The organism is Pseudogulbenkiania sp. FW507-F1, from assembly GCF_058781125.1.
Genome location: NZ_JBYSWM010000003.1, coordinates 69153 through 88310 on the forward strand (window position 1 = coordinate 69153; position 19158 = coordinate 88310).

At 54.2% G+C, this 19158-nt stretch carries 15 protein-coding genes; 12 read left to right on the plus strand and 3 right to left on the minus strand.

Annotated features, from left to right (window positions below; all coding sequences use genetic code 11):
* The first annotated feature begins 132 nt into the window (after nt 1-132).
* The 10 genes from AC3WG5_RS02915 to AC3WG5_RS02960 all read left to right on the plus strand — a co-directional run bounded on the left by AC3WG5_RS02915 (nt 133) and on the right by AC3WG5_RS02960 (nt 11727).
* On the plus strand, nt 133-3768 hold the full coding sequence (locus AC3WG5_RS02915) for an ATP-binding protein (protein WP_492567710.1): 3636 nt from the start codon (nt 133-135) through the stop codon (nt 3766-3768).
* The gene (locus AC3WG5_RS02920) at nt 3761-4381 is read left to right on the plus strand and encodes a condensin complex protein MksE (protein WP_492567711.1); all 621 of its coding nucleotides are present in this window, start codon (nt 3761-3763) and stop codon (nt 4379-4381) included. Before AC3WG5_RS02915 ends, AC3WG5_RS02920 begins: the two co-directional genes overlap by 8 nt.
* Entirely contained in the window at nt 4378-5619 is a 1242-nt protein-coding gene (locus AC3WG5_RS02925; protein WP_492567712.1) for a hypothetical protein, read from the plus strand. Before AC3WG5_RS02920 ends, AC3WG5_RS02925 begins: the two co-directional genes overlap by 4 nt.
* On the plus strand, nt 5604-6443 hold the full coding sequence (locus tag AC3WG5_RS02930) for a DUF7281 domain-containing protein (RefSeq protein WP_492567713.1): 840 nt from the start codon (nt 5604-5606) through the stop codon (nt 6441-6443). The genes AC3WG5_RS02925 and AC3WG5_RS02930 overlap by 16 nt, the downstream gene beginning before the upstream one ends.
* A gap of 109 nt (nt 6444-6552) precedes the next feature.
* Nucleotides 6553-6996: a DUF6602 domain-containing protein gene (locus AC3WG5_RS02935; protein WP_492567714.1), complete on the plus strand. Its 444-nt coding sequence runs from the start codon at nt 6553-6555 to the stop codon at nt 6994-6996.
* A gap of 173 nt (nt 6997-7169) precedes the next feature.
* A complete protein-coding gene (locus tag AC3WG5_RS02940) occupies nt 7170-7574 on the plus strand; it encodes a hypothetical protein (protein WP_492567715.1) in 405 nt (134 codons plus the stop codon).
* 56 nt (nt 7575-7630) lie between these two features.
* Nucleotides 7631-8224, plus strand: coding sequence for a hypothetical protein (locus tag AC3WG5_RS02945; protein WP_492567716.1), 594 nt, complete (start codon nt 7631-7633; stop codon nt 8222-8224).
* A gap of 119 nt (nt 8225-8343) precedes the next feature.
* Entirely contained in the window at nt 8344-9072 is a 729-nt protein-coding gene (locus AC3WG5_RS02950; protein WP_492567717.1) for a hypothetical protein, read from the plus strand.
* Between the two features lie 246 nt (nt 9073-9318).
* Nucleotides 9319-10680 (plus strand): ATP-binding protein, encoded by a 1362-nt coding sequence (locus AC3WG5_RS02955; RefSeq protein ID WP_492567718.1) that lies wholly within the window; start codon nt 9319-9321, stop codon nt 10678-10680.
* Nucleotides 10681-10896: 216 nt separating this feature from the next.
* Nucleotides 10897-11727, plus strand: coding sequence for a hypothetical protein (locus tag AC3WG5_RS02960; RefSeq protein WP_492567719.1), 831 nt, complete (start codon nt 10897-10899; stop codon nt 11725-11727).
* A gap of 282 nt (nt 11728-12009) precedes the next feature.
* On the opposite strand, the gene AC3WG5_RS02965 is transcribed toward AC3WG5_RS02960, so the two are convergent.
* The gene (locus AC3WG5_RS02965) at nt 12010-12450 is read right to left on the minus strand and encodes a DUF2846 domain-containing protein (RefSeq protein ID WP_008954074.1); all 441 of its coding nucleotides are present in this window, start codon (nt 12448-12450) and stop codon (nt 12010-12012) included.
* A 322-nt stretch (nt 12451-12772) separates the two neighbouring features.
* Between AC3WG5_RS02965 and AC3WG5_RS02970 the strand changes: the two genes are divergently transcribed.
* Nucleotides 12773-13108, plus strand: coding sequence for a hypothetical protein (locus tag AC3WG5_RS02970; RefSeq protein ID WP_492567720.1), 336 nt, complete (start codon nt 12773-12775; stop codon nt 13106-13108).
* Nucleotides 13109-13131: 23 nt separating this feature from the next.
* Nucleotides 13132-14196 carry an RNA methyltransferase gene (locus tag AC3WG5_RS02975; RefSeq protein ID WP_492567721.1) on the plus strand — a complete coding sequence of 355 codons (1065 nt, stop codon included), beginning with the start codon at nt 13132-13134 and terminating at the stop codon, nt 14194-14196.
* A gap of 111 nt (nt 14197-14307) precedes the next feature.
* Here AC3WG5_RS02975 and AC3WG5_RS02980 read toward each other — a convergent pair whose 3' ends face one another.
* Both AC3WG5_RS02980 and sbcD read right to left on the minus strand, forming a co-directional pair.
* On the minus strand, nt 14308-17730 hold the full coding sequence (locus AC3WG5_RS02980) for an AAA family ATPase (protein WP_492567722.1): 3423 nt from the start codon (nt 17728-17730) through the stop codon (nt 14308-14310).
* Entirely contained in the window at nt 17727-18947 is a 1221-nt protein-coding gene (gene sbcD, locus AC3WG5_RS02985; RefSeq protein WP_492567723.1) for an exonuclease subunit SbcD, read from the minus strand. Before sbcD ends, AC3WG5_RS02980 begins: the two co-directional genes overlap by 4 nt.
* Nucleotides 18948-19158 lie beyond the last annotated feature (211 nt).

The window sequence follows — 19158 nt, forward strand, 5'->3', positions numbered from 1 at the left end:
TATCAGCACAATCAGGGGAATAATTTGTATATTCATGGCGATAGTCAGATCACAGATGTTGGCGTTGCCCCTGGAGCGCTTCCCGTACCCCCAAATCGCCCACCGGAAAGTGGGGAGACCGGATTCCTACTGATGCGCTTGGTGTTGGTGGACTCCCTGTGTCCCGGGCGTATCGTAGAGCTGCCAGTTGATGGTGGAACGGTTCTGACTGGACGTAACGGGCGCGGTAAGACCTCTCTCTTACAGTTGCTATTACTCTTTTATGGAGAGAGTCCCAACAGGATCGTTACCGCTGAGGCTGGGCGTGAAAATTTCATCGGCTACTACCTACCCCGTGTTACTTCGTATATCGCATTCGAGTATCAACGCCCCGGCGGGCATAAGCGGATGGTCATTGCCTATGCCGATCGCAATGGGGATCGGGTCCTGTACCGTTTTGTACGCCACGGCTTTGATGTAACCCAGTTCGTCACATCTGTTGGGGACTTCGTTCATACGCAGAACCTTGTCAAACATCTACGACTATTGGGCTTCGAATGCTCTGAACGGCAAATTGAGTCCCAGGCCGAGTATCGCGGCATTATTCAAGGGGTACCCAGCGCCACAACGGACAGACAACATCAGCGTTACCTGCGTGAACTAGCGCAAGAATATTCCTTCACAACCATCAAGCAACCGCTACGCCAAATCGAGAAGATTGTCAGTGGCATGTTCCGACGTAAGACCAACTTTGACGATCTGCAAAGCATGGTCATCGACTGCGTTTCTGACGAAGTGGCGGCGCATTCGATTTCCGGAGACCGGCGCAAGATTGAAGACTGGCCGAAGGGGTACAAGGCTTACACGTCTGTCATGGCTTTGGCCCCAAAAATGGAAACAGTTCAAAGCGCCGAGAGCCAGTTGCAAGCGGTTGAGCTTGCCATAGGAGAAGTACGGGCCAAATACCTTAGCTTGATCGCGCATCTTGATCAGGAAGCCCATGAGCAAAGTCAGGAACAGCACCGGCACGAAACTTTACTGGAGGAGGAGAAAACTCAGTTCCAGGAGCAACGGAGCGAACTGACGGGACATCAGCTCACGGCGGAACATAAGGCCATATTTGCCGAGGGCAAGGCAAAAGAACTTCAGGACCACTACGATGCCTATGAGAAGGAAGGCATTCGAGATCTGGATGCCCGCGTGCGCAACGCACAGAACCTTCGCAGTGAGCTTCTGAGCCTTGAAGAGCGCCGTACAGCCCTGCTCGGGGCGCAGTCGGAAATATCCGCTCGCTATGAGCGCCTGAAGCAGACCGAGAAAGACCATTTCAATACCTTTCGCGATGCCACCCAGCAGAACCTTCGCCAGGTGACGGATGCGTGCGACCGAGAGCTTCGTGAACAAGAAGCCGTGTTTGAGGCACGGGAGCAGCAGGCGGGTCAGGTGGCACAGGACAAGCGGGCTGCCCTGGAGCAAGCCGTTCAGTTGGCGAGTAAGGAACATGGCCGTTGCCAGTACGCCATGGAACACCCGGCTGTTGATCCCAAAGCCATTGAACTTCTAGAACGTAAGCAGGGTGCCTTGGAAACAGCTCGCCAAGGCAAGGAAACAATAGAGGGTCAGCGTCGAGGGCTAGACTTGGCTTATCGCAAAGCGATGCAGACGTTCCAGGATCAGGAGCGACAGGTATCAGCGGCGGTCCGACTTGTCGATGTGATGGAAAAGGAGCTGGAGGAGAAGCGCCGCCAACTGGCCCCGGAAGAAGGCACACTGCTGCATTTCCTGAGAAACGAATACCCTCACTGGTCTGACGATATAGCCAAGGTGATCCGGGGCGACCTGCTGGATCGCAGCGATCTCGTCCCCGCTCTGATCGAACCAAACAACGGTCTTTATGGGTTGTCGCTTAACCTGGAGCGACTTGAAGCCCACCCCGCCGCCGACGTTAGCGTCGCAGAACAAGAGGTCGTCCTTGCCGAATCAAGGCTCAAGGACGTTCGTGTGGCACTGGAGGCTGCCCGCACTGTTCTTGCTCAGCTCGGGGATGCTCGTGAATTGGCCGAACAGGCTTGTCAGGTACATGAACAGCAGGTGCAAAAATTTACTGCTCAAGTTCAATCCGCAATAACGGAAGTAGAAGAAGCCAAGAGGCAAGTTGAGGCCAACAAAGTAGAAGCCATTACGCTGGCGACACAACGCTTTGCGGTCGCCCACCAGGCATTGCAAGAAGCGCAAGCGCACATTTCGAGCTTCGATGAAAAGACTCACTCAGAAACAGCCAAGCGCCGCGCCGTATACGCCCAGAAACGTCGTGATCGACAGCAAAAAAGGGACACCGAAACCAGACTGATCGATGCCAGCGTGGCCGAGCGCCAAGGGGCGCTTGATGCAAAACTAATCCAATACGATTCCGAACGTGATGAAGTGCTACGCCAGAACGGCGTTGATACGGCCAAGCTGAAAGGCATCGACGATGAGGTGTCCCGTATCAACACCGAGTTGACCGCGATTGGTACTTTCATCAAGCACGTACAGGAATGGAACTACTGGAAAGACAACCAGTGGCCCGCCTATGACGGATTTGTGGCCGATGGAGCCAAGGCACGGGAAACGGAGCAGCAGTACGCCACGGCGATTACCGAGCTGGATGCAAAATGGAATCAGCGCCAGCAACAGTTACAGGTACTGATAAAGCAGATTGGCGGGAGCCTGGCCCGCTTGTACGAGCAGCGTAGATTGGCGCAGCAGCGAGTCGATGGCATGCAAGACTATCCCGAAGTCGTTGTGACGGACTATGACCCATCGTGGACGCTGGATGCGCTTGCTAGCTTGGCGAATCAATATATGCAGGACACCCAACGGCTTGGCGGTGAGATTCGCCGTGGCATTTCTGACGTTGCGGCTGGCTTCAGGATACACCTGGGCACCCCGCCAGAGCAGTACCTGCAATCGACGTTAGGCTCCCTATCTCCCACCCCAAGCAGGGAGTGGATTGCTCCATTCAAGCAGTGGTTTGCCAAAGAACATCAGGAGTACCAGCGCATCCTGCTGATGGAGGCCGTCAACATTGCCGGAGAAGTAAAAGCCTTCCACCGGACGATGGATGAGTTCCATCGCCGTGTGCAACAGTTCAACCGCGAACTTCAGGAACACCTGGATACCAGCCTCGCTTTCGAAAGCATTTCCAAGGTCAGCGTCGAAGTCGTTTCCACCATCACGGAGCTGAAGTATTGGCCAGCCATTTGCGAGATGGCTGAAGCGCATCGTGCGTGGCTCGGCGGTGCCTCGAACGATTTACCACCTCCGGAGTTTGCCCAGAATATTGAGCGGCTGCTCGAGCACTGGGAGGTCAAAACTGGCATCCGAGCTGACCTAAAGAGCCTGATCCGTCTCCAGGGTGAAGTGACCGAGAATGGTAATCGCCGCGTCTTCAAACGGGCTTCAGATCTTGAGGCGGTCTCTTCCAATGGCCTGTCTTACCTGGTGCTGGCCACCATCTTCGTCGCGTTCATCAACCGGATTCGCCGCGATGCTCAAGTCAACATCGTATGGGCGCTCGATGAGCTGAAAGATCTCGATGCCGGCAACGTGGTTGGTTTGGTGGAGCTTCTGGAGCGCAACAACATCACATTAGTCTCTGCTTTCCCCGATCCTGACCCAGACACCCTTGCACTGTTTAGACATCGCTTCACAGTCGAACCGGATCGTCGGCTGGCCGAAGCCAGGCTGGCGTTGGATGAGTTTAGTGAAGAACTGACTGACCAGGAATTGGAGGCCGAGAATGTTTGAGCAAGTCGTTCAGTCCCTACTGGCCGGCGAGTTTGTCTGCCCTGTCTCGAACCACGAAGGCTTTTTTTTCTTGGGCGATTCCGGCAATCAGCATGCCATCAACGAATATCTCGGAAAGATCGGGCTACATTTGGCGGAAACCCGTCATAAGGGAGCCTACTTCGCCGCGCACAACGCTACGGGTGGGCCCGAGCGCAAGGCGGCCAAGGAGGTGTTTACCGAAATCAAGCACACTCTACGCCCCGTGGTCAGCTTTCTGGACATGGTGATGCGGGCCATGCAAAGCGATGATTTTTTGTCAGTTGGCACCCCTATCGAGGTCAATAAACTGATGGGGGCCATTGATGCCAACCCAAGTTTTCGTAACGACCTTCAGATGCTGGCCATCCAGCTCAGGGTGCCAGCAGACGGAACTGATCGCACCCGATTAGACAAGGTGCTTAAGAGCTTTAGGGAGAAGGGATACCTATTGCTTTCGAATCCGGAACGAGAGATTTACCAGATCACGGGCAAGATCGAATTCGTCCAGGAGGCTATCGAATTTTTGATGGAGCATGATTCGATCCAGAGCGAAGAGGAGGAAATTTCTTCTGGGCAAGGGGAATTGGTGTGAGCCAGAGTGCCGACAGCATCATTTCCTATCTGGAACTGCTTCACTCAAATCGACACTTGATTGCCGCGGCCTATTGCAATGGCGGTGTTGGAATGGACGAGGACAATCAACGCCGCATACGTCAACTTCAGCAACACCGTGTATTGATCCCCTACTTCCAGGATGATTTCCGCCTCAGCCCCAGCCTTGGCCGTCATCTTGATGAGGTCTTCCAGCGTCAGCGCAGCTACGCAGTCGGTGCCAACTTTGGAGAACTGATCAACCGGCTACCGCAGCTGATTGTCGAGTATGTCAACGCCAGTCATGAGAGTCGCCTGGAAGATCAGGAGATGTATGGGTCCGATTTTGACGTTGGAGTGTTCGAGCTGGCCTCCCTGGTGAACAACGAACTCCTTAGTCTTCGCGTCATCACAGAAAATCAGTTTGCAAATGTTCGTACCTTGGCCGAAAAACAGCGGCAAAACGAGTTCTACCTTGACCGCGCGGAGAAGATTGGAGAGGCCATTTCCATGTTGGAAGGCGATCTTTTACTTGGAACGCTGGAAGGTTCTACCCTGTTAAATCCGCTGTTCGTTGTCTACCAGCATCAGATATTGACGCGACTGCAAGAATGGCGGGCAACACACTTGGATATCACAGCGGTACTGAAGGCCTTTCTCTATCGCTTGCGTCAAGTTGAACCAGAGGCCCGGCGTCTGCGTGCATTTGCCCACTTTCTCCGGAAAAACCCCGATTACCAACTGCCCGACGTTGATAGCATTCAGGCATTGCCAAGTTGGTCTTCCCGTTTCGCTGGCCTGCGTTTGAAAGTACACCCCGATCTGTCATCTTCCCAGACAAGAGAATCACTTGTGGATGTGGCAAAAGCCATACCGGCCGCAAAGATCACCATTGTTAAAGAGAGGGCAGCAGGTCATCTGATAGGTGATGGCACGGACAAGCCAGTCAACGTGATTCAGCCGAAACCCGTACAACTTGCATTCCATCGTTATCTCGAAGCAGCGAGCTCCGCGATGAAGCCTTTGTCAGCGGTAAACTGGAAACGACAGCAACAAGAATTCACAGAGTTGGATGATGAAGCATGGCTGCTGTATACCATCCATGCGATCCAGATGCTCGGCAAAGGCCCAAAGGGTCGTTTGCGAGAATTTCAGATAGAGCGAAGAGAAGCCCCAAGGGGACACCCACGATCTGGCAATATCGTAGTCACGGATATCGAGCTATGGAAAAAAGCCTGATTACCAGCCTATTGCGGGTCTACCACAGCGACAAGATGCGGCACGGCGCTAGTGGCGTTCTAAGCCGGTTTGTCGAAGGCTACAATATCGGCCAGCGAGTCGGCGCATCATTAGCATTTTCGGATGTAGATAAGGAAGACATCCGAAAACTGTTGTTGGCCACCGAGGGAATTGATGCGACAACCACGGCTCCTGATCAGTGGAATGGGCTGAGCCGAGCTGAAAGTCTCGCGCATGGCGGGAACGAAAAGCTTACGGATGCTTCTGTACGGTCAGATCGCGTGGCCGTCAAAGCCTTACCTGGTAGATCACTGTTGCTTGATGGACAGCACGTTACCCTACCGGCTGGTGCGAACCTTGATCTCGACTGGCGCTGGCTGGTTTCCAATAGTGGTCATACAACGGTTCTGCTGGTTGAGAACTGGGAGGCCTTCGACAGCATTCACCAAGTCACCTTCACCCTCTCTCGCTCCGGCGAAAATCCCCTAGTGGTTTTTAGGGGAAGTCCGGTCTATCGGCAAGATCACGTGATGTCTTTGCTAAATACCCTATCGCTTCCCGTCTTTGCCTTTGTGGACTACGATCCAGCAGGGCTTGTCATTGCACAGAGCCTGCCGCATTTTGCCGGGCTTATTTCTCCACCATCTGATGATTTAGAAGCTGCACTTGTTACCACCAAAAACTATCAGCGCTACCGCAATCAGCTTCCCGAAGCACAGGTGGTTCTAAACGCTTCAGACACCCCAGATATTGTTAATCTCTGGAATTTACTACAAAGCCATGGAGCGGCATTGCCGCAAGAGTATTTCTTGATGACGCATTGAAAAAATCTCGCCTACAAAATATCAAAATTCAATCACAAAGAGATAGGGCCGCATATGCACAATCACTACCCTATTAGAGCCACCCAATCAATTAAAACAAGCTCCAGCCATGAACTCCATAACAAATCAAATACAAACCATAATTAATAATGCCGTTAATGAATTTGCAAATGACTTCATAAATTGCCGCGAATTATTTTCTACTCTAGACTCTCGCAACGGGCTAACCCATTCTGGTGAGTTTGGAATGTACAGAGAGCGCATTTGCAAGAAGTTAATTGAAAAATTTGTTGCATCCGACATGAAAATAGGCGATGGATTCATTATAAATAAGAACGGTGAATCATCAAACCAAAGTGATCTTATAATCTTTGACAGGAACCATACGCTACAAATTGAATCAGGGGGCGCAAAATTTTTCCCATGTGAAACGACGTATGCCATTGGAGAAGTAAAGTCAAAACTAGATGAAAAAAGCCTAAAAGAAGCATTAACCAGACTGATTAAAGCCAAAAAATTCGATCGCACACACCTGCAATTCCAACCCCTATAAAACCAAATCATCTACCACATTTCATAAACAAAATTGCATCGGGGACTTATGATGGCGATGAACATTACAACCCATACAGAATAAATAAATTTGGCGATTTTCAAGGTTTGATTGATTACATCGAGAATGGCACGTGTGACAATTTCATCAACGACGTTTTGTATAACATTCGCTTGTTTGAACAACTTAATATTGTGACATTTCTCATTTGCGAAGAAATAAAAGGCATAGATAAAATAATATCAGACACGGCAAGCCCATTTAATTTTTGCTCAAAAGAAGACGAGCCTTTTAGAATCAACTTAATACTAAGCCTGAATGATGGCCTAATCTTTCATTGCTATTATGAAAACAACGCATTGGCACCATATCCTTTCCCAATGAAACTTGGAAAAAAAATGCGTGCCATTTTTTTTCCAAACAAAAAGGATGGAAAAAACCTGCATATTGTAAAATTTATACAATTGCTCTCATGGGCACTTTATGAGACCGCCATATATCAGTTTGTCCCCATGGATTATTATAAAAATCAAATAAATATAATAACGCCCGATTGCAAAGTAATTTACGGCGGTTAGAAACCAGCAATCTTGGATCCACATTTACTGTACAAATGGAAAATTAAAAACATATCATGTTGACACTTAGAATTTCAGAATCTCGTTTAGCATTAGTCATCAGCATTGCCGCACTTATGGCAACATTATGGCAAGGGTACGAATCAAAAAAGGCGAATGATCTCAATCAAGAGACCCTAACAGTTGAAGTTCAACCAAGCGACATCCCATCCAAGCGGATTGAAAAGGTTGTTTGTATCGATGGAAATGTCGCTGCCGTATACATGTATTGGCGTGTCAATATATTTAACTCATCGTCGCTACCGGTCACAATCAAAGACATTTTCTCCATGAGCTCCTCCCCTGCTGGCACTGTTTCAGGTGTTAATTCCATTGGTAAGGATGGCCCAGTAGACCGACAATTTCCTTCCGTAGTCGAATCAAAAAACTTTAAGACATTTCTTTTATCCGTACCAACCTTGACATCAGAACCATTCAAAAGCTGGTTCCGTAGGAATGGAGGCTGCGATGGAAAGCTCGATTGGGTTAAAAGCACTGATCGTGGTGGGTTCAGTGAAACGGGGTGGCCAACTGCTCGGGCAGTTAACGCCTACTTCAATGTGGCTACAGGTTCTGGAAATAATTTCAACGTGATATCCAACTGGCCATAGCTAAAAATTTTTTTATTAACCAGTTGACTGGAAAACTACGCAAGCTGGTGCCCTCCACCTAGGGGTTCCGGTCGTGGTTGCCTCAGAAGTTAGCGCACAAATATTTAGGCTTGAGAATAATGGATACGACCATAACCTTATTGTCTTCGACGGTCATGGCAGCACTTGTAGCTGCCCTAGTCTCACTTCGCACTAATGAACGAAAGATAAACATTGAGAATGTCACTCAAGAACGGGCCAAGTGGCGGGGAGCAATACGTGGCCTTGCCGATGGACTCGTCAAGGCCACCCGTGAGGGAGACAACCGGGCAATTGAATATCATTGCGCCCAACTATCCTTGAATGTGAACCCCTTTGACAATGAAGACAAAGGTCTCATTCAAGCAGTCAAACAGCTCACGACAACTGAAAATAAGGACTCTCAGCTAAGTGAGGTCATTGACCGCATATCCCTACTCCTGAAACACGATTGGGAGCGCGCGAAACGTGAGTCACGCCCTTGGTTCTTCCGTGGTGAAACGCCTCGCCGAATCACCTACTCTGAATTTCTAGGAAACAATACTCAGGCTCAAACCAAAACATGTCAGCAGCACAAGTGGATATCATTGCTTGGTAACTTTGCCGGGTTAACTCTCTCTGCCGGCATCATCTTCTTCCTCGCTGCAGGCCTCACTGAACCGTTTAAGAGTCTCGTTAGTATCTTCAACGATTCAAATACTACCAAACCGTTTTCCGCATGGGTGCAATTTTTACTTTGGTCAGCTATATGTGGCTCAATTTGGTCTGGTGCCTACCTCTGGTTTAAGGGTAGCGAGAAGAAATTCTTGGAAACATGGTTTGCTAAATGAAAGCCAATTAACTGTCTACCTATGCAGGCCACTTGATGGCGCTAAATTGTGGTTTTTATTTTTCACACTTTGGTTATAATTATTGCAAAATTTCAAATTTAGGATCAACTGCTGTCAGTCATAATCACGCCCAATATCGTTAACTACTTGTTTTAAAAAGGAAGCCATATTCAAGCTTTGGTAGCAGCGACATTTCCTATTCAAAAAAAAGGGCATGCATAGCATGCCTTTTTTGGAGGAGAAGCCATGATAAATGAATATAATGACAGACGTCTTTTTGGGAATGAATTAGCAAAAGTAGTTTCACCAGCAAAGCCTATCGACAGCATTGAACGACTACATGGCAGAGAGCTTTATCTAGATCAGATTGAAAAAGCATTCTTTCAACCAGGAAGACATGTTTTTATTTATGGAGATAGGGGCGTAGGAAAAAGCTCACTAGGATCAACCGCTGCATATATTCATCAAAGCCCTGATGCATCACCCATAATCGTTGGCGGATCAAAACAAGACACCTTTAACACTATAGTATCCAATATAATTAAAACAGCCATTGGCAATAATCCTTTTTGGAATAAAAAACTAACCAGCTCCGGAAGCATTAGCTCCAAAATTGGTGGATTTTCCCTGTCAGAGGAAATGTCATCCAAAGACATATCCCAGCAAATAAACACTGTCAATGATGCTGCCTCCTTACTGGAAATTGCATTAAAACAACACTCAAAGCAACCAATAGTGCTCCTTGACGAATTTGATGCAATTTCGAATGAAATAGAAAGAGGAAAATTTGCCGAATTACTTAAATGCTTAGGAGACCGAGGCTCTCACATAAAATTTATTTTCACGGCAGTCGGGCTGACACTTGATGAACTACTAGGCGCGCATCAATCATCACATAGACAGTTAGCATGCATACAGCTTCCACGCCTCTCATTCGAGGGAAGGCGAGCTTTGGTATCAGACTCCCTAAACCACTTTAATCTTGACATTGATGATAATGTAAATTGGCGTATCGCCATGATTAGCGATGGCTTCCCATATTACATCCACATAATACTGGAGCACATATTTTGGGCTTGCCATGAAAGTGAAGAGAAAATAGAAAAAATAACCTGGGACATTTACCGCCGGGGTCTAGTTAACGCTATCAATGCGATTAACGTTGAATTGAAAAGACCCTACGAAAAGGCAATTCACACAAATGAGAAGGATGTCGAGTATGTCCTATGGGCTACGGCCGATGGAGAGGATACACATATTGACATTTCTCAAACATACCAAAGCCACGAAAGAATAACGAGAAAAAAGCCCATATCCATCACCCCCAGCCCCAAAGAGAAAGTATCCAGAATTATAGCCAAACTGAAAACAAAGCCTTATGGTGAAATATTAAAATCGATGGAAAGAAGAGGTTGGTTTACATATAAAGACATGATATTTAGGGGTTACGTGAGAATACAAGCAGAAGCAAATGGAGTAGAACTCAATGGGGACCGAGTTAAGATAAAACATACAATGCATATCCCATCAGCAAGAACAGGATATGTTGGGTCACGGCCTCCCCCGGGGGTAAATCTCACTTCGAGCAATGAAGAAGAAGAGAATTAATCCACCTCTACCAACCCTTGCCAAGCTCAAATCACCCACAGAAATGGCCATTAACTCATTCCACAACATGATAGATTAATTTGAATAAGGCAAAGTCCGAAATTCATGGCGTTTCTGGTGGATACATATGTTGCACACAGCAGAGGCTAGATTATGGAAGTCAAGCCCAGCCCACCCTACAGCAGCACATACCATACTTAAACTGGAATTTAAAATATGACCCCCATTGAAATGGCAACAATAATTATATTGTCGTTTTTTTCAGGCATCATATATGTTTTCACAAATCTCTACGTCATTGCCAGAATTGAAAAAATTGCCCGCGCGATGGCCGAAATTGGCGAAAAAGTATTCATTGAAGAGCGCGCCAAACACGTCACTTGGTCATCATTACTTTTATTTATTCCAGTTTTACTCTATTTTGGGAAAAGAGACTTCCAAGATCCGATGGCAGAGGTAATTTCCGTCTACTCAATGTCATTCATAGCCACATCAATTGTCTGCTACTATTTCTATGGATTTAGATTAGTAAGAAGCATTCTAAACAATAAGATAGCCGGCGTGTTTTTATGGCTAATTATACTGCTTCACGTATGGCTCGGCCGAGCAGCAGCAGTTGATGCACTAACATCATCGTATGGAATAGACGCAACCAATTTCTCCTTAACCCTTTCAATTGCCACATTTCTTAAGGCTACCGGAATATTCTCTATTGCACTTATCGTTATAGCCATTGCATTAGAAATATTGGTGTTTTTTTCCATCATCTTTTCAGACACCGAAGAAAAAAACACCACCAAAGCTTACCGCATTGCTTCAGTGACTTTCTTATTTATCATGAGCTTTGCAACCTCTCAAGAACTAGCCTATGCAGGCCTATCGGAGAAATCCAAACTTTTTATTGTCAGAATTGCATTTGACTATGATTTCACAGGAGACCATTTCTGTAAAATTCCTGACAACATTAAAGGAAAAGTTGTTTTCATTGGAGAAGCACAAGATAGAGCACTCTTAGTTCCTTCCTTATACCCGATAGAAAACCGTTAAGAAACATATTACCAAGCGAACTAAATAAATATCTTCCAAATAAACTGAAATCACGCATTGTTTCATGCAACCAAATTGCATGAAACATCGTAATTAAATTTAAACCGAATCGCTGAACACAACCAATCAAGCGTTAATATGCTGGATTTATTTTTAAAATACCAAACACATATTATATTTACTATAATCAGTTAAATTTCACCCTAGCCAGCCTTGCAGGATAGACATTTCATAAGAAAAAAGGCCCAGCGTTGCCGGGCCTTCTCATTCCTATAACCTGCCTTATTTAGCCAGCTTGGTTTCCAGCACGTTCTTCTTGCCTTCCTCGTCGCTCACCAGCTTCAGGTTGGCGCCGCCCACGAACACACCCATGCGGATGTATTGCTCGATGAAGTAGTTCTGGCCGCCATTGGTAATCAGGTCGAGGCTGTTGTCGCTGAATTCGGATTCGGTGCTGACGGTTTGTTTGCCCGGAGCCACCTGGCGGTAGAAATAGACTTTGTTGGCGGTTTCGCCGAGGCGTTCGCCGTTGAGGTGCAGGTCTTTCTTCAGTGCCTGGCCAACAAAGCTGTTGCGGTAGATGTAGATGCCCGACTTGTCGGCGGGCGGTGCCGCAAAGGTCTTGAGCTGGGCATCGGCTTTCGGGTCGCCCATCGGGACCGAAGCGCAGCCGGTAAATAGTACGGAAGCGGCCAGCAGGCCGGCAAGCAAGCTTTTCTTCATGAGGTTTCTCTTGTGTAGGACCAGTTTTCCCCAGCTACGGCTGGGCTGGCATGAGGCATTGCCATTGTCATGATGGGTGGCGACGAAATTGTATGGGAATACGCCCGAAATGGATATAACTCCAATGGCATTTTCGGCAGGCGAACAGCGCGAGCGCCGCCCCGGTTGCCGCTGTGGCATTGCCGATGACCCGGCTTCCCTGCCTCTTGATTTCACGCCGATATGGGCTCCTGTGGGGCCGTCGATTCGGCCGGGCCGCCAAACCGGGCTGGCCCATGCCGTGCTATAGTGTCGCCCCACCCCGTCACCCACGATTTGCCCGATGAACGCTCTCCCCCGCCTGGCCTGCTGGCTGCTGCCGGCTTTGCTGTGCGCCTGCCAGCAGGAGCCGCTGCACGGCCGTTTTCATTGCCCGGATCAAACGCAGTTCAGCTACAACCGCCAGACGCAGACGGTGGAGCTGAGCCGGGCCGGCGCCCGCTACCAGGGTTTCATGGACGAGAAGCGGCAGATGGTATGGCCGAAGAACGAGGGCGACCGCCGCCTGCCGGATACCTTCGCGCTTTCGCGCAAGGTGGCCGGGCAGCTGATGCTGTACGGCGGCTTTGCCGGCAAGGGGCTGGCCTGCCAGAGCGATGGCGGCAAGGCCGCGCCGTAAGCACCACGATTCAGAAGCTTTCCATGCGTATTCAGGATTTCCAGCACTCTCTCGCCGCGATCGGCGCCCTTCCCTGCCACATCGGGCGCATCCAACGCGCCTGGCTCAAGGGGCAGCCGCTGGACGCCGGCACCCGTCGCCAGAAGAGCGAGGATTATTTTCCGCTGTCGGTGCGCAACGGCTTGCCGCCGATTGCGGCGCAGATCGACGGCCTGGCGCGCATCCAGTCGCAGCACCCGGCGGCGGACGGCTCGTTGCGGCTGCTGGTTCAGCTTAACGACGGCCAGATGGTGGAGAGCGTGCTGCTGCCGCGCGACGGGCTGTGCGTGTCGAGCCAGGTGGGCTGCGCGGTGGGCTGTACTTTCTGCATGACCGGCAAGAGCGGCCTGCTGCGCCAGCTCGGCAGCGCCGAGATCGCGGCGCAGGTGGCGCTGGCGCGGCGCATCCGTCCGGTGAAGAAGGTGGTGTTCATGGGCATGGGCGAGCCGGCGCACAACCTCGACAACGTGCTCGACGCCATCGACCTGTTGGGCAGCGACGGCCATATCGGCCACAAGAACCTGGTGTTGTCCACGGTGGGCGATCCGCGCGTGTTCGAGCGGCTGCCGCAGCAGCACGTCAAGCCGGCGCTGGCCTTGTCGCTGCACACCACCCGCGCCGATCTGCGCGCCCAGTTGCTGCCGCGCGCGCCGCGCTACGGCCCGGCCGAGCTGGTGGCGCTGGGCGAGGACTACGCCCGCCGCGTGGGCTACCCGATCCAGTACCAGTGGACGTTGCTGGCCGGTGTCAACGATACGCAGGAAGAAATGGACGCCGCGGTGCGGCTGCTGAAGGGTAAGTACGGCGTGCTGAACATCATTCCGTACAACAGCGTGGAGGGCGACCACTATCAGCGCCCGTCCGCCGAGCGCATCCACCTGATGAAGCGCTACCTGCACGACCACGGCGTACTGACCAAGGTGCGCGATTCCGCCGGGCAGGATATCGACGGCGGGTGCGGGCAACTGCGGGCGCGGGCCGCGGAGCTGATCGACCACAGCCGTTTGTTGCGGCGGACGAACGCGACGAAGGCAACCCCGCAAGCGTGAGCGTTGCCGCTCGCGCCCTTGCCGCGAGGCGTTCAAAAAGCCAGGTCCGGTGACCGGGCTTTTTGTTTGCCTGATGCCATCCCCTTCCGTGACAGGCCGCGCGGGCGGCCGTCAGGCGGCGATCTCGATGCGGGAAGCTCCCAGGCCGCTCGCCTTGCGGATGACGATCTGCACCGCGATGCGCTCCTGCATGCCGGCCACGTGGCTGATCACCCCGATGGACTTGCCGCTGGAGTTGATCGCATCCAGCGCATCCAGCGCCACTTCCAGCGTTTCACCGTCCAGCGTGCCGAAGCCTTCGTCGAGGAACAGCGAGTCGATCGAGGTCTTGTGGCTGACCAGGTCGGACAACGCCAAGGCGAGCGCCAGGCTGACCAGGAAACTCTCGCCGCCCGACAGCGTACGGGTGTCGCGCGTGACGTCGGCCTGCCAGGTATCGACGATTTCCAGCTCCAGTTCACCGGTCGGCTTGCGCTGCAGCAGATAGCGGCCGTGCAGCCGTTCGAGATGGCGGTTGGCCAGGTGCATCAGGTGGTCCAGCGTCAGCCCTTGGGCAAATTTGCGGAATTTGTCGCCCTCTTTCGAGCCGATGAGGCTGTTGAGCCGCTGCCAGATGTCCACGTCGGCCGCCTGCTGCTCGATCTGCTGGAACAGCGCCTGCTGGCCTTGCCGGCGCAGGGCGTCGTCGTTGAGCAGCGCCTGCAGGGCGCCTTGCTGGCTGGAGAGGGCCTGCCGCTGCGCGTCGAGCGTGGCGAGGGCGGCGTCCAGTTCCGCCAGGGCGAGCGGGGTGCGGGCCTGCTGTTGCAGGGCAAGCAAGGCCGCGGCGGCGGTGTGGAGCACGGCCTGGCGATGTCCCACCGCTTGCTGAAGTTGCTGGCGCAGGGTTTGCAGCCGCTGGCGTTCTTCGCCCGGCAGCAGGGCTTGCCGGAAGGCGTCGCCATCGGCAAACGGGCTGGCCGCCAGCGCTGCCAGCCAGGCGGTTTCGGCGTCGACGCCTTGCCGTTGCTGCGCGTGCAGGTCTGCCGCCAGTTGGGCGTGCTGGCCTTGCAGGCTGGCGATCTGCGCGGACAGCGCCTCTACCCGCTCGGCGCAGTGCGCGAGCGCCGCCTCGTCGATCGCCCCGTCAGCCCCGTGGCAAGGAGCCTCGATGCCCAGCTTGCGCCAGCGCGCCTGCCAGACCTGAGCCAGCTTGGCCGCCAGTTCGCTGCGCGCCTGCTGCTTGAGCAGCTCGGCTTCTTGCTGTTGCTGCTCCCGCTGTTTGGCTTGCCATGTCTGCCAGTCTTGCTGGCGCTCGGCCAGCCAGTGGGCCATATCGTTTGCAACCGTGAATCCGGCAGCGGCGATGGCGGCCAGCAGGCGCTCGCTGGCTTGCTGTGCGGCGCGTGAGGCGACGTCCCGCTGCTGTTGCAGCTCGGCCAGGCGCTTGGCCGCATGGGCCTGGCTTTGCTGCAGCAATTCGTGCTGCTGGGCGGCTTCCTGCCGTTGCGCGGCGGACTGCGCCTCTTGCTGCTGGGCTTCGGCCAACCTTTGCTGTGCTGTTTCGGCCTGCTGCAGCGTGGTCTTGAGGGCGGCTTCCTGCTGCTCCGCCGTGGTCAGCCCTTGCTGCAGGGAGGATTCGTGCTGCCACTCGTTATCGCTCAGGCCGAGCTCTACGGCCTTGGCGTTCCACTCGGCCTGGGCGTGCTGGAACGAGTGCGCCAGCGCCGCGAGGGACTGTTGCTGCTGTTCCTGCCGGCCGGTCAGGCTGGCGAGCTGGCCCTTGGCAGCATTGCCGGTTTCTTCGAGCCGCTGCAGCGCGGCTTCCTTTTCCTGCAGGGCGCGCTCGGTGGCGGAGCTGTCCAGCTGCTGATAGGACTGGATGCCGGGGTGCTCGTGCGAGCCGCACAAAGGGCAGGCCTCGCCCGGCTGCAACGCGGCCCGGTGCGCTTCCAGGCTCTGGATGCGCTGCTCTTGCAGCAGCAGTTTGCGCTTGTCGTCCACCTGCTCTTTCAGTTGCCGGTAGTCGCGGCGCAGGGCGTCCAGCATGGTTTGCTGTTCGGCCAACTGTTGCTGGGTGTCGGCAAGGCTGGTTTCCTGTTGCACGCGCTGGGCGGCAAGCTGGCGCAGCTGCGTTGCGTGCTGGGCCAGCTGCCGCCATGTCTGCAGCTGTTCCTGCATGCGCTGCCAGCTGTCGCGCAGGCCCGCCAGCGTCTGGCCTTGTAGCAGCGCGGCCGCCTGGCGCTCAGTCTCTTGCGTGGCTTGCAGGCATTGTTCGTGACTGGCAGTGGCTTGCTGCAAGGCCTGTTCTTGTCGGGCCAGGCGGGTTTCGATGTCGGCCAGTTCAGCCTGCTGCGCCTGCAGCTGGGTTTGCAGTTGCTGCGCCGCCTGTTGCGCTTGCTGAATCTGGCCGTACTCGCTCTGCCAGCCGCTCAGCTTCTCGCCCAGCCCGGCAAAGTGGGCGTGCTGAGCCAGCCACGCCTGGCTGGCCTGGAGTTCGTCCTGCACGGCCTGGCCGCGCTGCTGCTCGCGTGCCGCCAAGCCTTCGGCAATGGTTGTAGCCTGCCAGTGGGCCGACACCGCGTCCTGCCGGCTGGCGGCGAGCTGCTCCTGCACCCGCTCCAGGGCGCTCCGGGTCTGGCCTTGCCGGGCCATCGCGTCCTGCCACGCCAGGTAGACGGGGCGGATCGCCTCGGCCGGATCGCTCCGTTGCAGCCGTTGCAGTTCCGGCTCGGCCTGACGGAGTGCGTCCTGGGCGGCCTGTGCGGCGGACTGGGCTTGCTGTTCGGCCAACTCGGCCTGGCTCACCTCATGGCGCCACTGGCGCAGGGCCCGGGTTTGCTCCTGTTCGGCCTGCAGCGCCGTCAACTGCTGCGTGAGTTCGCCGATTTGCTGTTGCATCGCCTGCCGGCGCTCTTCGGGCAGCAGCTCGACCCCGTCGGCCTTGGCCCTGAGCTGATCCAGCGCCTGCCTGGCATCGCGTGCCTGCTCGAACACGCGCTGCGAAATCTGGCCGTAGATGTCGGTGCCGGTCAGCTCTTCCAGCAGTTCGGCGCGCTCGTTGGCACTGGCGTTGAGGAAGGCGGCAAAACCGCCTTGCGCCAGCATCATCGACTTGGTGAAACGGGCAAAGTCCAGCCCGGTAATCGCCTCGATGCGCTTGAGCTTGTCGTTGATCTGGGAGGTCAGGATGTTGCCGGCGCCATCGGCCAGCTCCACCTTGGGGGCCTGCAAAGCGCCATCGGCCTTGTCGCGCGCGCGCCGCTGGCTCCAGAACGCGCGGTACACCTGCCCCTTCACCTCGAACTCCACCTCGGCCAGGCAATCTGCCGTATGGCGCGTCATGATCTCGTTGGACGAGGCCGAGATGGTCTTGAGGCGCGGGGTTTCGTGGTACAGCGCCAGGCAGATGGCATCGAGCAGCGTGGACTTGCCGGCGCCGGTGGGGCCGGTGATGGCGAACAGGCCGTTGTCCTTGAACGGCGGCCGGGTGAAGTCGATTTTCCACTCGCCCTTGAGCGAGTTGAGGTTTTTCAGGCGCAGGGTCAGTATCTTCATGCCGCGCCCTCCTGCAGGCTGGTCACAATGCGGTGGTAGCGTGCTTCCAGCTGTGCCCGTAGCGCCTCGTCCAGCACTTCCTGCTCCAGCCGTTTGCCGAACACGTCGAACGGCGTCAGTTCGTCCAGCGTTTCTTTGGCCGCGGCTTGCAGGGCGGCGACGGCATTGCCCCGATCCCGGCGCAGGCGCAGCACTTCCACCGGCAGGCCTTCGGTCATGCTCTGGATGCGGGCTTGCAGATCCGACAGGTAGTCGTCCCCCTTCACCAGCACTTCCAGCCACACCGGCTGCGCGGCACTGCCCAGTTGGGCTGCCTCCTGAATCTGGCTTTCCAGTGTCTTCAAATCACCCTTGAGCGAAACCAGTTGCTGGAAGCGTGGCACGGGCAGCGCCGTCACGCTCATCAGGCCGATGTCGTCCACGTCCACCAGCAGCACTTCCTTTTGCTGGCTGGCTTCGTCAAAGCTCAAGGGGATGGGCGAACCACTGTAACGGACGTGTTCCAGCCCGCCCACCTTCTGCGGGCGGTGGATATGGCCCAGCGCGATGTAATCGGCCGGGGGGAAAGCGGTGGTCGGGAAGGCCTCCAGCGCGCCAACGTAGATCTCCCGCACCGATTCGCTGGCACTGGCGCCGACAGTGGTGAGATGGCCGGTGGCGACAATCGGCAAGGGCGTGCGCAGCGCCTCGCGTTTGGCGCAGGCGAGCCGGTACACGGCCTGGTAGTGCTGATGGATGGCTTCCTGCAGCGAGAGCTGTTTCTCCTCCGCGCTCTGCCCGGCCTGGCTCTGCAGCACGTCGCGCGGACGGATGAACGGAATGGCGCAGACGATGGCGCCGGGCGTGCCGTCACGTTTATTCAGCACCAGCACTTGGTGATCGAGGTTTTCTTCGACGGCGGGAATGACCGTGGTGCTGAGGTAGGCCAGCAAGGGCCGGCTTTCTCCCAGCGTGGCCACCGAATCGTGGTTGCCGCCCAGCAACACCAGCGCGGTGCCACCGTCGTGCAGGTCAACCACCAGCCGGTTGTACAGCTCGCGCGCGTAGCTGGGTGGGGCGCCGGTATCGAAGATGTCCCCGGCGATGATGACGGCGTCGACGGCGTGGTCGCGAACTTGCCGGATCAGCCAGTCGATGAAGGCTTGGTGCTCTGCCTGACGGGTCTTGCCCATGAAGTGCTGGCCCAGATGCCAGTCAGAGGTATGGAGGATGCGCATTGGGAAGCGAAGACGTTGCAATGCGGTGGATTGTAGCAAGCCGGGTGGGCCGCATGTGTGCCGAGGCCGGCCAGTCCACCCAGGCAATCAGAAGTGGTAGGCGCCGTATGCCGGTCCGGCGGAGAAGGAATCTCCACCTTCGTCCTCAGATCGTCCTTAAGTTAGGTTTAATAACACGGACTTATGGTGTCGGGCATATCTTCCACGGCAA